The organism is Pantoea sp. C8B4 (assembly GCF_051336905.1).
In the GTDB taxonomy this organism is placed as follows: Bacteria; Pseudomonadota; Gammaproteobacteria; order Enterobacterales; family Enterobacteriaceae; genus Pantoea; species Pantoea rwandensis_B.
The window spans coordinates 45456-59957 of record NZ_JBGMNK010000004.1 but is presented as its reverse complement, the minus strand read 5'-3'; the positions used below and the strand labels follow the sequence as shown (position 1 = coordinate 59957).

Sequence of the window (14502 nt, the reverse complement as noted above, 5' to 3'; positions counted from 1 at the left end):
TGTTACTCCAACATTTTTTCGATTGGCAGTACCAGGATGGAGCTGGCACCCAGCGCTTTCAGTTTTTCCATGGTTTCCCAGAACAAGGTTTCACTGCTCACCATGTGCATCGCCACGCGGCTCACTTCGCCTGCCAGCGGCAATACGGTTGGGCGCTCGGCACCTGGCAGCAGGGCGATCACTTCTTCCAGGCGCTCGCTTGGCGCGTGCAGCATGATGTACTTGGATTCACGTGCTTTGATGACGCCCTGAATGCGCGTCATCATTTTGTCGATCAGTTCTTGTTTCGCCGCTGGCAGTTCGCCATCGCGCTGAATCAGTACCGCTTTAGAACGGTAAATGACTTCCACTTCGCGCAGGCCGTTGGCTTCGAGGGTGGCACCGGTCGATACCAGGTCGCAAATGGCATCAGCCAGACCCGCACGTGGCGCGACTTCTACAGAGCCGTTCAGCAGGCAAGACTTAAAGGAAACGCCTTGCTTATCGAGATATTTCTTCAGCAGGTGCGGATAAGAGGTGGCAATACGTGAGTTCTGCAGGCACTGCGGGCCGGTGTATTCTGCATCTACGGGCATCGCCAGCGACAGGCGGCAGCCGCCGAAATCGAGACGGCGCAGGGTGAAGTAGCGAGGATCTTCGCCTTGTGCACGGCGGTCCAGCAGCTCTTCTTCCAGCACGTTCTCACCGACGATGCCGAGATCCACCACGCCATCCATCACCAGGCCAGGGATATCGTCATCACGCACACGCAGGATATCGATAGGCATGTTCTCCGCAAACGCAATCAGACGCTGCTGCTGAAGGTTGATTTTGATACCGCAGCGGGCCAGCAGTTCGCGTGATTCATCACTTAAACGGCCAGATTTCTGCATAGCTATGCGAATACGGGTGTTATCTAACATGTTTCCTATCCTCTTATTCAATCCTGTCTGAACTCAGTTGGGTTGCGTTCGCCCATAAAAAAACCCCCGGAAGATGATCTTCCGGGGGCTCTCTTTGCGTTCGCACCACTGGAAGATCCTAATCGTCTCCCAGCACACATCGCCTGAAAGACTAGTCAGGATGATGGTGATGATGGTGGTTGAACTGAACGCGTGTCATAGTAAATTCCGTTGCTGAATGAGTATTCATTTGCGTGCTGATTAACCTAACGAAGATGGCGGCGCTTGGCAACCCTTTTTTAACGTCAGTTATCGGAACCTTCCGCAACAGTTTGCGCTGGTTTGCCATAATCGCTGGGACTAAGATGAAGTGTCTTAGCGCTGTAAAGCAGGAGTCGGTATGAAAAAAGTCGCGATTGTAGGTCTGGGATGGCTGGGTATGCCGCTGGCGATGGCGCTGACGGCGCGCGGCTGGCAGGTAACCGGTAGCAAAACCTCCCCCGATGGTGTGGATGCTGCGCGCCGCTGCGGTATTGAGGCATTTCAACTGGTGCTAACACCCGAGATTGAATGTGAAGCGGATGAGTTGGCCACGCTGATGGCGGTGGACGCGCTGGTGGTGACGTTGCCTGCCAGCCGCACGGTGCAGGGCGGAGAAGATTACATGCAAGCCGTGCAGAACGTGGTCGATACGGCATTAGCACACAAGGTGCCGCGCATCATTTTTACCAGCTCGTCGTCGGTGTACGGCACCGGTTCGGGCGTCATGAAAGAGAGCAGTGCGCTGCAGCCAGAAAGTGTGGCGGGCAAGACGCTGGTAGAACTGGAAAACTGGTTGCATGATCTGCCCGGTACCAGCGTGGATATTGTACGACTGGCGGGTCTCGTCGGGCCAAACCGTCATCCAGGGCGCTTCCTCGCCGGGAAGATTGGACTGGAGAATGGCGGTCATGCGGTCAATCTGGTGCATCTGGATGATGTCGTGGATGCCATTGTGCTGCTGCTGCAAACGCCGAAGGGTGGACGCGTGTATAACTTGTGTGCCTCAAAGCATCCTGCGCGTGATGATTTCTATCCGTTTGTCTCGAAGCAGTTAGGGCTGGTGGCACCAACGTTTGTTGCCGAGCCGGAGCGCGAGGCGGGGAAAGTGGTGGATGGGTCGAAGATCTGTAATGAGCTGGGGTTTGAGTACAGCTACGATGATCCGATGAAAATGCCGCTGGAGTGAGGTTAGCGTTCGAGTGCCGACTTTTGCACTTTTTCCGTAGCGGCGAGGTTTATCACGCGTTGTGCAAAACCCACGCAATAAACTTTGCCGCTACAATACGTTACGGCTAAACCCCCAACCGATCCCGTAACGCGTACCACACTGCGCCCATCGCCGTCAGTGGCACTTTAAACCGCCTGCCGCCGGGAAACGGTAAATGCGGCAATTTGGCAAAGGCATCAAATCTTTCTGCCTGTCCGCGCAGCACCTCGGCAATCAGCCTTCCCGACAAATGGGTACAGGTCACGCCATGTCCGCTATCTCCCTGCATAAAGAACGCATTCTTCTCGATCTGTCCAAACTGTGGCATACGTGACAGCGTCAGCAGGAAGTTACCGCTCCAGCGGTGGCTGAATTTCACCTCCTTCAGCTGCGGGAAGGTGCGCAACAGCTTGGGGCGAATCAGCGCTTCAATATCATCCGGCTCGCGCGCGCCATACACCACGCCGCCGCCATACAACAGGCGGTTATCGGCGGTGAGGCGGAAGTAATCCAGCAGGTAATTACAATCTTCGACGCAGTGATTGTTCGGCAATAAACCCAATGCCTGATCGCGGCTTAATGGCTCTGTGGTGATGATTTGCGAGCCGCACGGCATGCTTTTACGGCTTAGGCGCGGTTCAAGTTGTGAGGGGAGATAAGCATTACCGGCAAAGATCACAAAGGTGGCAGTGACTTCGCCTTTAGCGGTCTTTACCCGATGCGGCTCGCCGTATTTTACTTCAAGCGCAGCGGATTGTTCATAGATACGCCCACCGTGCCGGCGAATTGCTTCGGCTTCACCCAGCGCCAGATTAAGCGGATGCAGATGCCCGCCGCGCTTATCCAGTAAGCCGCCGACGTAGCGATCGGTCGCCACTTCGCGACGAATCGCGCGCTCATCCAGCAGTTCTAATTGATGGTTGCCATAGCGCTCCCAGTTGGCTTTTTGGCTGCGCAAGTGGCCCATCTGGCGCTGATTCAACGCCGCAAAAATGCCGCCTGGGCGGTAATCGCAGGCGATGGCGTAACGATCAATGCGATCGCGAATAATCTCAGCGCCCTCAAACATCATATTGCCCAGCATCTTCGCCACGTCTTTGCCGTAGCGCTGTTCGATAACGTCCACGTCGCGGCTGTAAGAATTCACCACCTGGCCGCCGTTACGACCGCTGGCTCCGAAACCAATCCTGGCCGCTTCGAGTAGCACCACGTCATAACCGGCTTCGGTCAGAAACAGCGCCGAGGAGAGGCCGGTAAATCCGCCGCCAATAATACAGACATCACACTGCACCGATTCCTGCAGTTCGGGCCACGGCTCATGCGCATTAGCCGTTGCTGCGTAATAACTTCCCACATGTTGCATCACATCCTCCTTTAGCGCGTGAACTCAGAAATTCGCTGGGGTGTGCGCACTGACGATGCGACACGGCAGCTCAGACGTATTGGTAAAACTGTGCGGCAAGCCGGTATCGATCACATAACTCTCGCCACAATAAAGGTGATAACTCTGACCATTGACCACCAGCGTGATTTCCCCTTCCAGCACCGTGCCGGTCTCTTCGCCAGGGTGACGCAGTTTCTCTCCGGTGCTGGAACCCGGTTCGTAGCGTTCAATCAGCATCGCCAGCGCACGTTTTTCAGCGCCGTTCTCCACCAGACGCAACGACACGCCGAGGCTGCCGATCTCCACGCACTCTTCCGGACGGACAATAACGCGCGGTGTGCTGTTCACCTTGGGCTCCGAGAAAAATTCTGACAACGACAAGCCGTACACCTTCAGCAGTTTCTGTAGGGTACTCAGCGCTGGGCTGACTTTGTCCTGCTCAATGGTGCTGATGGCACTGTGAGTGAGTCCTGACAACTCAGCGACGCGACGCTGAGACAATCCCATCTCCTGCCGGATTTGCGATAAACGTCGCCCGGGCGCCAGAGTGGCATCATTCATGGCTGTTTTTCCTTGTGATAACAGACAGCAGCGTGGATAAAAGCCGCGAACAAGCGTTGCGAGGCCGGGTCCTGGTCGGAATGCCACTCCGGATGCCACTGTACCGCAAGTGCAAACGGGTGCTGACGCAAACTCACCGCTTCAATCAGCCCATCAGGCGCACGTGCTTCAATACGCAGCTGCGGGCCGGGTTCGCGGATGCCTTGTCCATGCAGAGAGTTCACGGCAAAGGATTGCGCGCTGCCCAGCACCTGGCTCAATAAACCTTCCGCTTCAGGCTGCACTTCATGCACCGGCGCGTATTGCTGTTCGAGCGGTAGCGCATCATCCTCACGATGTTCCTGAAACAGGTGCGTCATGTGCAGCTGGCGATGCAGGGAACCCCCGTTGGCCACCACCAACTCCTGCAAGCCCCGACAAATACCCAATATCGGCATTTTTTTACCGATTGCATGAGTGATCACACCAAATGCAAGGCGATCGCGTGCCGGATCGGCATGTTCCTCTTTACCCTCTTCGCCATAATGCCAGGGCTCAATATTACTCGGGCTGCCGGTGAGTAAAATGCCGTCCAGCAGCGTCATACTGTTTTCTAATAGATAAGGGGCGTGCATCAGTTGGTGGGGCAAAGGCAAGGGAACACCACCGGCAAGCACGATGGCATCGAGATACTTATTGTGAACCGTCTGTCCGAGATGGCTGCCGATGTGGTTCTGACACATCACTACGCCAATCAAGGGTTTGTCAAAAATAATGCCCATAACGTCTCCGCGTTGCTGTTCAATATTTTTACCGTTTTTGCGCGTCCGGCCTAAAAAGTGTGCAATATATTGTCAATCTAGCAACCGGTTGTTCGTTCTTCCAACAGAATTGTTACATTTGCACACTTTTTGCGTTAGCGCTATGTTAGAAGAGTGGCTGTTATTTTGAGCATTGCGCGAACCAATACTAAACGGTAAAGGGCGGGTGGGAACATGACGAACCTCGTAGAAGTAGAAGACTTCACGCGGCACAGTGAAGAGAAACGAACAAGCGCGTTCCAGCTGGAGGTCAAAACCTGGCTGGAACGCCATCCTGAAACGCAGTATGTCGATATTCTTCTAAATGATTTAAATGGGGTATTTCGCGGAAAGCGCATTCCCATCGCTGCATTGGCAAAACTGGAAAAAGGGTGTTACTTCCCGGCCTCGGTTTTCGCCATGGATATCCTCGGTAATACCGTCGAAGAAGCCGGACTCGGACAGTCCCTGGGTGAACCTGACAACCTCTGCATCCCGGTTCCCGGAACCTTAATTCCCTCTGCCGCCGATCCTGAACGCATTGCGCAACTGCTGCTCACGATGTGTAACCAAGATGGCACTCCCTTTGACGTTGAACCCCGCAATGTCCTCAACCGCTTGTGGCAGCAACTGCGCAATCGAGGGCTATTCCCGGTGGTAGCGGTAGAGCTGGAGTTCTATCTGGTGGATAAAAAGCGCGATGCGGAAGGCTATATCCAGCCACCCTGTGCACCGGGCAGCGACGAACGTAACATGCAGAGTCAGGTTTATTCGGTCGATAATCTCGACCACTTTGCGGATGTTTTGCGTGAAATCGACGATATTGCTAAACAGCAGGGCATTCCTGCTGATGGCGCGCTGGCGGAAGCTTCGCCGGGCCAGTTTGAGATCAACCTGCATCACACTCGTGATGTATTAAAAGCCTGCGATCATGCCATTTTGCTCAAACGTCTGGTGCGCCAGGTGGCGGAAAATCACGGCATGACGGCGACCTTTATGGCCAAGCCCTATGAAGAGTATGCGGGGAGTGGCATGCATGTGCACATCAGCATGCTGGACGCCGCCGATCACAACGCTTTCTCTCTCGATGACGGCAGCGATTCGCCGCTGTTAAAACGCGCGTTAGCAGGGATGATCGATTTAATGCCCGCTTCAATGGCGCTGCTGGCACCGAACGTGAACGCTTATCGCCGCTTCCTGCCTGAGGCTTACGTGCCCTTGCAGGCTTCATGGGGACACAACAATCGCACCGTTGCTTTACGTATTCCCTGTGGCGATGTGGATAACCACCGCGTGGAGTATCGCGTAGCCGGTGCGGATGCAAATCCTTACCTGGTAGTGTCAACAATTCTTGCCGGTATTTTGCACGGTCTGGATAATCAACTGCCCTTACCGCATGCGGTGCAGGGCAATGGTCATGAGGCGGAAGGGCTGCCATTACCGGTCCGCCAGAGTGATGCGCTGTATGAATTTGAAAATAGCTATCCACTGCAAAAACTGCTGGGCGAGCATTTCAGCGGTGTGTGGCACAGCTGCAAACAGAACGAGTTAATGCAGTTTGAACGGCTTATCACCGCCACGGAGATTGACTGGATGCTGAAGAACGCCTGACTTGCAGAAGAATTTCGCTAACGTCTTGTGCCGATGGCATAAGTTGGGGCAGAATACGTGCCCTGCAAAATACGAAAAATAACCGACGCTTATCACGTCGGTTATTTTTTTGCAGATTGCAGTACACACACAAATTACCGAGGCCGGACACGCATCCGGATAGATAGATACTGACAACACGCTTGGGCGTGAGATTTGAGGAAAACAAAGATGGGGCTGTTTACAATTGCACCAGCGCAAGCTGGTTCTCGCTTTCGTGATGATTACGGCGCGGCGACAATCGCAAACACTAATATCACTTCTCACTGCAGCACGTTGCGCAGTATCCCGCAGATCACCTCTGTTGGGGGCCTGAACAATGTCGCTTAACACCTCCGCACCACAGCGTGCACACCTGAAAAAATCCCTGACTCTGATCCCGGTTGTCATGATGGGCCTGGCGTATATGCAGCCAATGACCCTGTTTGATACTTTCGGTATCGTCTCTGGATTGACCGACGGCCACGTCGCCACCGCTTATGCTTTCGCGCTGATCGCGATACTGTTTACTGCCGTGAGCTACGGCAAGCTGGTACGCCGCTTCCCATCTGCGGGCTCCGCTTACACCTATGCTCAGAAGGCTATCAGTCCGCACGTCGGCTTTATGGTGGGCTGGTCATCACTGCTGGACTATTTGTTCATGCCGATGATCAACATCCTGCTGGCGAAAAGCTACTTTGAGACGCTGGTGCCGGGCATTCCATCGTGGATTTTCGTGGTGTTGCTGGTGGCCTTTATGACCATCTCTAACCTCCGCGGTATCAAAACCGTTGCCAACTTCAACAGCGTGATCGTCGTGCTGCAAGTGGTCGTGATGGTGGTGATTACCGGTATGGTGGTTTACGGTGTGGCGCACGGTGTTGGCGCAGGAACCCTGACCAGCAGCAAGCCTTTCTGGTCTGAGAATGCTCACGTAGTGCCGATGATTACCGGTGCGACAATTCTGTGCTTCTCGTTCCTCGGCTTTGATGGCATCAGTTCGCTGTCAGAAGAGACCAAAGATGCAGAACGTACCATCCCGCGCGCGATTTTCCTGACCGCGCTGATCGGTGGTGTGATCTTTATCGGTGTGTCTTACTTCCTGCAGTTGTACTTCCCGGACATCTCGCGTTTCCAGAATCCGGACTCTTCACAGCCTGAAATCATGCTGTTTGTAGCGGGTAAAGCGCTGCAGATTGGCATCCTGATTTTCTCTGTGGTCACCGTGCTGGCGTCTGGTATGGCCGCACACGCAGGCGTTTCCCGTCTGATGTATGTGATGGGCCGTGATGGCGTGTTCCCGCAGCGTTTCTTTGGCTTCGTGCATCCGAAATACCGCACGCCGTCACTGAACGTGCTGTTGGTCGGCGCTGTGGCATTGCTGGCGATTAACTTCGACCTGGTCACGGCGACTGCGCTGATTAACTTCGGTGCGCTGGTGGCATTCACCTTCGTCAACCTCTCAGTGATTGCGCAGTTCTGGATCCGTGAAAAGCGTAACAAGACGCTGAAAGATCACCTCAACTATCTGGTGTTGCCAGTGATGGGTGCTTTAACAGTGGGCGCGTTGTGGATCAACCTGGAAGAGACCTCAATGGTGCTCGGCCTGGTGTGGGCAGCGGTCGGTATTATTTACCTGGCGTTTGTTACTCGCACCTTCCGCAATCCGGTTCCGCAGTTCAGCGAAGAAGTGTAATTTTCGCTGCGTAATGCGTAGCGGATAAAGACTTCGTGTTGTATGCAAAAGGTCGCCATATTGGCGACCTTTTGCTTTTATCCCGGTACACTCAACCCGCCAGCACCAGCTCCCAACTCCCCGCGCTCAGTGTTTCACGTCCCGCTTTACTTAATTCTGTATCGGTCACCAGGGTATCAAAGCGCTCCAGCGGTAATGCCAGATGCGTGGCAATCTTGTTGTATTTCGAACTGTCGCTCAGCAGCACGCGTTTACTGCTGACATCGCTGGCCGCCAGCTTGACTGGCACCTTATCTTCATCCGGTGTAAACAAGCCGCGTGGCCCCCAGCAGGAGGCAGAAATAAACGCGATATCAATTGCCAGCATGCGCAGACTTCTCGCCGCCGCTTCGCCCACGCTGGAGCGATTCTCACGGCATACGGTGCCGCCAGTGTGAATCAGTTTGCAGCCGCTGCTCTCCATCAATAAACGGGCGATCACGAAATCATTGGTGACCACCAGCAAATCGTCGCGCTCGACTAACTCACGGGCCAGCGCCAGCGTCGTGGTGCCTGCATCGAGATAAATGCAGCTGTTGCGTGGGATGTGGCGCGCGGCAAACTGACCAATCGCCATCTTTTCACTGCTGTACATGCTGGTTTTCGCCAGATGTGATGGCTCGGCCGCCAGACGATCGGCCGAGCGCACGCCGCCCGATACCGACAGCACGGCACCTTGCTCTTCCAGCTTCTGCACATCGCGACGAATGGTCATGTGCGAAACGCCCAAACGCTCGGTCAGCTCGGCAATGCTTACCACGCCGCGTTCGGCAACCAGCGCTAAAATTTGTTGATGACGTTCTACCGGAATCACATCGATCTCCCTGAATTACCAATTTTTCACATTGTAAGGCATCAATTCACAGCCTGCAGCACAAATTATCCCAGAGAAATGTTAGCAAATACCCCGCCGTACTGGGCGTTCCCGTGAGGATGCTGTGGTGTGAATCGATGTTATGCGTTGTGCGTGTAAGTTAATTTTTGTGATTTACCGCACGTTTCTCCGCCAGTAACTGCGGCAGAATTAACACCATTGAACAAAATATCACTTAAATTAACAGCGGAGGTGTGCTGTGTCAGCAACCGTGAATAACATTGGCGTCATTGGTTTGGGTTCCATGGGCATGGGCGCAGCGCAGTCCTGTATTCGCGCTGGATTGAACACCTGGGGCGTTGATTTAAATCCGCAGGCGCTGGAAACCCTGCGTCAGGCGGGTGCGCGCGATGCACAGACTTCCGCTGCCAGCTTCGCCGCAGAGTTAGACGCCGTGCTGCTGTTGGTGGTCAACGCCGCGCAGGTCAAAGCGATTCTGTTTGGTGAAACCGGTCTGGCGGCACAACTCAAGCCGGGTACTGTGGTAATGGCCTCTTCTACCATTTCTTCACAGGATGCCCAGGCGATTGAACAGCAGCTGGCCCAACATCAACTGCTGATGCTGGATGCGCCGGTCTCAGGCGGCGCAGCAAAAGCGGCGATCGGCGAGATGACGGTGATGGCGTCCGGCAGCGATGAAGCCTTTGCCCTGCTGAAGCCGGTACTGGATGCGGTTGCCGCCAAAGTGTATCGCGTGGGCAGCGAAATTGGCCTGGGATCAACGGTGAAAATCATTCACCAACTGCTGGCGGGTGTTCATATTGCGGTAGGTGCTGAAGCGATGGCGCTGGCTGCGCGCGCAGGCATCCCACTCGACACCATGTACGACGTGGTCACTAACGCTGCGGGCAACTCGTGGATGTTTGAGAACCGCATGCGTCATGTGGTGGACGGTGACTACTCACCAAAATCTGCCGTCGATATCTTTGTGAAAGATCTTAACCTGGTGGCCGATACTGCCAAATCGTTGCATTTCCCGCTGCCGCTGGCTTCCACTGCACTCAACATGTTTACCGAAGCGAGTAATGCAGGCCACGGCCGCGAAGACGACAGCGCAGTCATCAAGATTTTCAGCGGCATCACGCTGCCAGCGTTAAAGGAGAAGTAACCATGCGTTTAGGCGTGATTGCAGACGACTTTACCGGTGCAACGGACATTGCCAGCTTCCTGGTGCAAAACGGTTTGCCCACGATTCAATTCAACGGCGTGCCGCAAAGTCATGGCGATGTGAGCGCGCAGGCGATTGTCATTAGCCTGAAGTCACGCTCTTGCCCGGCGCAGCAGGCGATTGATCAGTCACTGGCAGCGCTCGCCTGGCTGCAGCAGCAAGGCTGCGATCGATTCTATTTCAAATACTGCTCGACCTTCGACAGCACCGAACACGGCAATATCGGCCCGGTGACCGATGCCTTGTTGGCCGCACTGGGGGAAACGCAGACGGTGATCTCCCCAGCGCTGCCAGTGAATGGCCGCACGGTGTATCAGGGCTATCTGTTTGTTGCCGACCAGCTGCTGTCTGAATCGGGCATGCGTCATCATCCGGTGACACCAATGACCGACAGCAATCTGGTGCGTCTGATGACACGCCAGGCGAAAGGGCAGGCGGCGGTGATCAATGCTGCACAGCTCGATAAAGGCGCGGCCGCGGTGCGTGAACAACTGAATGTGCTGAAAGCACAGGGCATCAACTATGTGGTGCTGGATGCACTGAACGAACAGCATCTGTTGACACAAGGTGAAGCCCTGAAAGAGACAGTACTGGTCACCGGCGGTTCGGGTCTGGCGATTGGTATCGCACGCGCCTGGGCCACCCAACAGCAAAACAGCGATGCCGAGCAAGCGGGTCGTCCACAAGGCGATCGTGCAGTGGTGATTTCTGGCTCTTGCTCGCAGATGACCAATCGTCAGGTTCAGGCCTATCGCCAGCAAGCGCCATCGCACGAGGTGTTGGTTGAGCGCTGCCTCGGCGATGCGCAAGCTTACGCGCAGGAGCTGTGTGATTGGGTGGCAGCGAATAACGAGCAGCCTTTGGCACCACTGCTGTTTGCCACCGCGGATGCACAGCAATTGCAGGCGATCCAGCAGCAATATGGCGCGGCACGCAGCAGTGAAGCGGTTGAGCATTTGTTTGCCGCCGTCACCCGTGAGCTGAAATCACGGGGCTGGCAGCGCTTTATCGTCGCCGGGGGCGAAACCTCTGGCGTGGTTGCACAGAGCCTGGGCGTAACGGCGTTCCATATCGGCCCGATGATTTCCCCTGGGGTGCCGTGGGTGCGCGACATCCAGCAGCCGCTGTCGCTGGCCCTGAAGTCGGGCAACTTTGGTGACGAACAATTCTTTGCCCGCGCACAAACGGAGTTTTCAGCATGACCGAACAACAAGCACGCGAAGAGATGGTGCAACTGGGCGCGTCCTTCTTCCAGCGCGGATACGCTACCGGTTCAGCCGGTAATCTTTCACTGTTGCTGGAAGATGGCAATCTGCTGGCGACCCCCACCGGTTCTTGCCTTGGCGAATTGCAGGCCGACCGCCTGTCAAAAGTGACGATGCAGGGCGAGTGGATTTCCGGTGACAAGCCTTCTAAGGAAGTGGCGTTTCACCGCGCGCTTTATCTGAACAATCCCGCCTGCAAAGCGGTGGTGCACCTGCACAGTCACTATCTGACCGCGCTTTCGTGCCTCAACGATCTCGACAGCGAAAACTGCATTCGCCCGTTCACGCCCTATGTGGTGATGCGCGTGGGCGATGTGCCCGTGGTGCCGTATTACAAACCGGGTGACGATCGCCTGGCCGAAGATCTGGCGCAGCTCGCGCCACGTTACAACGCTTTTCTACTGGCCAATCACGGCCCGGTAGTGGTCGGAAAATCGTTGCGAGAAGCGGCCAATAACACTGAAGAACTGGAAGAGACCGCGCGTCTGATGTTCACGCTCGGCGACCGCTCAATTCGTTATCTTACCGATAGCGAAGTGGCGGAATTGAGGAATTACTGATGCCTAAGTTTGCAGCCAATTTATCTACGCAGTTCGGCGAATTACCGTTTATTGAACGCTTTGCCGCAGCGGCTAACGCCGGTTTCCGTGCGGTGGAGTTCCTGTTCCCGTACGACTATCCGGCTGAGGTGATCAACGCTGAGCTGGAGAAACATCAACTGGACCTGGTGCTGTTCAACACCGCTGCCGGGAACGTGCAGGCGGGTGAGTGGGGCGTGTCGGCGATTCCAGGACGTGAAGAAGAGGCGCGTGCCGATATCGATCGTGCGCTGGAATATGCGCTGGCGCTCAACTGCCCACAGGTGCATGTGATGGCGGCAACGGTGCCTGAAGGTGCCGACCACGCTGCATACGAAGAGACCTTCGTGCGCAATATGCACTACGCCGCTGAGCGTTTTGCGCCACACGGTATTCGCCTGCTGCTGGAAGCGCTCAATCCGGTGACGAAACCGAATTACCTCTACTCCAGCCAGTATCAAACGCTGGCGATGATGGAACGTATCGATCGTCCTAACGTGTTTACGCAGTTGGATCTGTTCCATGCGCAATTGGTAGACGGCAACCTCAGTCATCTGATTCGCGAGTACGCCGGGCGTTATCGCCATATTCAGATCGCTTCTGCGCCGCATCGTCACGAACCAGACGAAGGCGAGATCAACTATCCGTACCTGTTTAACCTGCTCGATGAAGTGGGCTATGACGGTTGGGTCGGCTGCGAATACTTTCCACGCGGTCGCACCGAAGCGGGCCTCGGCTGGTTCGCACCGTACGCGAAATAACTTTGTTGTACCGACCTGCACAGGGCCTTTACGCCCTGTGCGGGGAAAAATTGCCTGAATCCGTCAATACCAGAGAAAGCTGTACCCAAAATATACTAATATAATTAGAGGTTTATCATGTCTACCGCGTTACTGCTCGCTATTGCGACAGCCAGCATTGTGATATTGCTGCTGCTGGTGATAAAAGCCAAAGTCCATCCGTTTGTTGCTTTACTGATTGTCAGTCTGATCGTCGCCATCAGTACCGGGATTCCGGCTGATAAAATCATGGAAACCATCTTTAGCGGCATGGGCAACCTGCTGGGTCATATCACCATTATCATCGTGTTGGGGGCGATGCTCGGCGCAGTGATTGAAGCCTCGGGCGGTGCCGAATCACTGGCGCAGCGCTTCAGTAAGTCGCTCGGTATCAAACGTACCGTCGCAGCCCTGACCATGGCGGCATTCATCCTGGGTATTCCGGTATTCTTTGAAGTCGGCTTTATCATTGTGATCCCGCTGATTTACGGCTTTACCAAAGTGGCGCGCGTCTCACCGCTGAAATTCGGTTTACCGATGGCGGGTGTGATGTTGACCGTGCACGTAGCGTTGCCGACACACCCAGGCGCAGCCGCCGCAGCCGGCATTCTGCATACCGACATGGGCTGGTTAATGATGCTCGGCATCCTGATTTCAATCCCGGTGGGTATCGTCGGCTATTACGTGGCAAAAGCGATGAACCTGCGTCAATACCACCTCTCAGTGGATGTACTTGAGCAGTTACAGCTGGCAAAACCTGAAGGCACGCCAAAAAGCGAAGTGCCACCACCGGGTGCGATGACCATCGCGGGTCTGATTGTCGTGCCGATTGTGCTGATCGTATTGGGTACGCTGGCGCACACCATGCTGGCGGAAGGCAGCATTCTGCGTGACGTGATGACGGTGATTGGCAATCCGCCGATTGCGTTGCTGATTGCGCTGGCACTGGCGGCATGGCTGCTGGGCGTGCGTCGCGGCTGGAGTAAAGAGAAGCTGGAAGACTTAACTGGACGCGCGATTCCAAGTTCAGCCAGCGTGATTCTGGTCGCCGGTGCGGGCGGTGCATTCGGTAAAGTGTTGGTGGAATCCGGTGTCGGTAAAGCCCTGGCGGTGACGCTGGAAACCCTGCATCTGCCTCTGGTGCCCGCTGCTTTTATCTTGTCACTGGCACTGCGTGCGTCTCAGGGATCGGCCACTGTGGCGATTTTGACCACCAGCGGCTTGTTGAGTCAGGCGGTGGGCGATGTGACCGATATGCAGCGCGTGCTGGTCACATTGGCTGCGTGCTTCGGTGGCCTGGGCTTGTCCCACGTTAACGATGCCGGTTTCTGGGTGGTAACGCGCTATCTGGGGCTGTCAGTCGCCGATGGCCTTAAGACCTGGACCGTACTCACCACGCTGATGGGGTTAAGTGGCTTTGCGCTGACCTGGCTGGTGTGGGGGATGATTTAAGGTATTAAGCGGTCGTCATAAATGGCGTAATGCCGCTTACTTAAGCCAATGAGTGCGTATTTAACCCGGTACGCATAAATGCGTACCGGGTTAAATGGTGCACCGATTCGAATGACGAATTTATGGGTATCGGGTCGAATGGTGCACCGATTCGAATGACGCATTTAT

At 55.2% G+C, this 14502-nt stretch carries 14 protein-coding genes and 1 other annotated feature; of the genes, 8 read left to right on the top strand and 6 right to left on the bottom strand.

Going from position 1 to position 14502, the window contains the following annotated elements; genetic code table 11:
- Positions 1-2 precede the first annotated feature (2 nt).
- A complete protein-coding gene (gene hisG, locus ACCW76_RS06635) occupies positions 3-902 on the bottom strand; it encodes an ATP phosphoribosyltransferase (protein WP_034824735.1) in 900 nt (299 codons plus the stop codon).
- A 54-nt stretch (positions 903-956) separates the two neighbouring features.
- Positions 957-1078 (bottom strand) — a sequence feature (His leader region).
- A complete protein-coding gene (gene hisL / locus ACCW76_RS06630) occupies positions 1054-1101 on the bottom strand; it encodes a his operon leader peptide (RefSeq protein WP_100396937.1) in 48 nt (15 codons plus the stop codon). It overlaps the preceding feature by 25 nt.
- 180 nt (positions 1102-1281) lie before the next feature.
- Between hisL and ACCW76_RS06625 the strand changes: the two genes are divergently transcribed.
- Positions 1282-2109 carry an SDR family oxidoreductase gene (locus tag ACCW76_RS06625; protein WP_045832298.1) on the top strand — a complete coding sequence of 276 codons (828 nt, stop codon included), beginning with the start codon at positions 1282-1284 and terminating at the stop codon, positions 2107-2109.
- A 106-nt stretch (positions 2110-2215) separates the two neighbouring features.
- Here ACCW76_RS06625 and ACCW76_RS06620 read toward each other — a convergent pair whose 3' ends face one another.
- Genes ACCW76_RS06620 through puuD form a run of 3 tightly spaced genes read right to left on the bottom strand, consistent with a single transcriptional unit; the run spans position 2216 to position 4836 of the window.
- Positions 2216-3493 (bottom strand): NAD(P)/FAD-dependent oxidoreductase, encoded by a 1278-nt coding sequence (locus ACCW76_RS06620; protein WP_436338088.1) that lies wholly within the window; start codon positions 3491-3493, stop codon positions 2216-2218.
- Between the two features lie 24 nt (positions 3494-3517).
- Positions 3518-4075 (bottom strand): HTH-type transcriptional regulator PuuR, encoded by a 558-nt coding sequence (puuR, locus tag ACCW76_RS06615; RefSeq protein ID WP_034824711.1) that lies wholly within the window; start codon positions 4073-4075, stop codon positions 3518-3520.
- Entirely contained in the window at positions 4072-4836 is a 765-nt protein-coding gene (puuD, locus tag ACCW76_RS06610) for a gamma-glutamyl-gamma-aminobutyrate hydrolase (protein WP_436338087.1), read from the bottom strand. The genes puuR and puuD overlap by 4 nt, the downstream gene beginning before the upstream one ends.
- 213 nt (positions 4837-5049) lie before the next feature.
- On the opposite strand from puuD, the gene ACCW76_RS06605 reads away from it, so the two are divergent.
- Together ACCW76_RS06605 and ACCW76_RS06600 are read left to right on the top strand one after the other, a co-directional pair.
- Positions 5050-6465, top strand: a complete 1416-nt coding sequence (locus ACCW76_RS06605; protein WP_038646030.1) for a glutamine synthetase family protein — start codon at positions 5050-5052, stop codon at positions 6463-6465.
- A 358-nt stretch (positions 6466-6823) separates the two neighbouring features.
- Complete coding sequence (locus ACCW76_RS06600) at positions 6824-8179, top strand: APC family permease (RefSeq protein ID WP_038646033.1); 1356 nt, start codon at positions 6824-6826, stop codon at positions 8177-8179.
- A 91-nt stretch (positions 8180-8270) separates the two neighbouring features.
- Here ACCW76_RS06600 and ygbI read toward each other — a convergent pair whose 3' ends face one another.
- A complete protein-coding gene (ygbI, locus tag ACCW76_RS06595) occupies positions 8271-9032 on the bottom strand; it encodes a DNA-binding transcriptional repressor YgbI (RefSeq protein WP_045815211.1) in 762 nt (253 codons plus the stop codon).
- Positions 9033-9291: 259 nt separating this feature from the next.
- Here ygbI and ltnD point away from each other — a divergent pair, with 259 nt between their 5' ends.
- The 5 genes from ltnD (at position 9292) to ACCW76_RS06570 (ending at position 14334) form a co-directional block, all read left to right on the top strand.
- On the top strand, positions 9292-10200 hold the full coding sequence (gene ltnD, locus ACCW76_RS06590) for an L-threonate dehydrogenase (protein ID WP_436338086.1): 909 nt from the start codon (positions 9292-9294) through the stop codon (positions 10198-10200).
- A 2-nt stretch (positions 10201-10202) separates the two neighbouring features.
- Positions 10203-11462, top strand: a complete 1260-nt coding sequence (gene otnK / locus ACCW76_RS06585) for a 3-oxo-tetronate kinase (protein ID WP_436338085.1) — start codon at positions 10203-10205, stop codon at positions 11460-11462.
- Positions 11459-12085: a 3-oxo-tetronate 4-phosphate decarboxylase gene (otnC, locus tag ACCW76_RS06580; RefSeq protein WP_038646045.1), complete on the top strand. Its 627-nt coding sequence runs from the start codon at positions 11459-11461 to the stop codon at positions 12083-12085. Before otnK ends, otnC begins: the two co-directional genes overlap by 4 nt.
- Entirely contained in the window at positions 12085-12864 is a 780-nt protein-coding gene (locus tag ACCW76_RS06575) for an HPr family phosphocarrier protein (protein WP_436338084.1), read from the top strand. The genes otnC and ACCW76_RS06575 overlap by 1 nt, the downstream gene beginning before the upstream one ends.
- 117 nt (positions 12865-12981) lie before the next feature.
- Positions 12982-14334, top strand: coding sequence for a GntP family transporter (locus ACCW76_RS06570; RefSeq protein WP_045832291.1), 1353 nt, complete (start codon positions 12982-12984; stop codon positions 14332-14334).
- Positions 14335-14502: the final 168 nt, after the last annotated feature.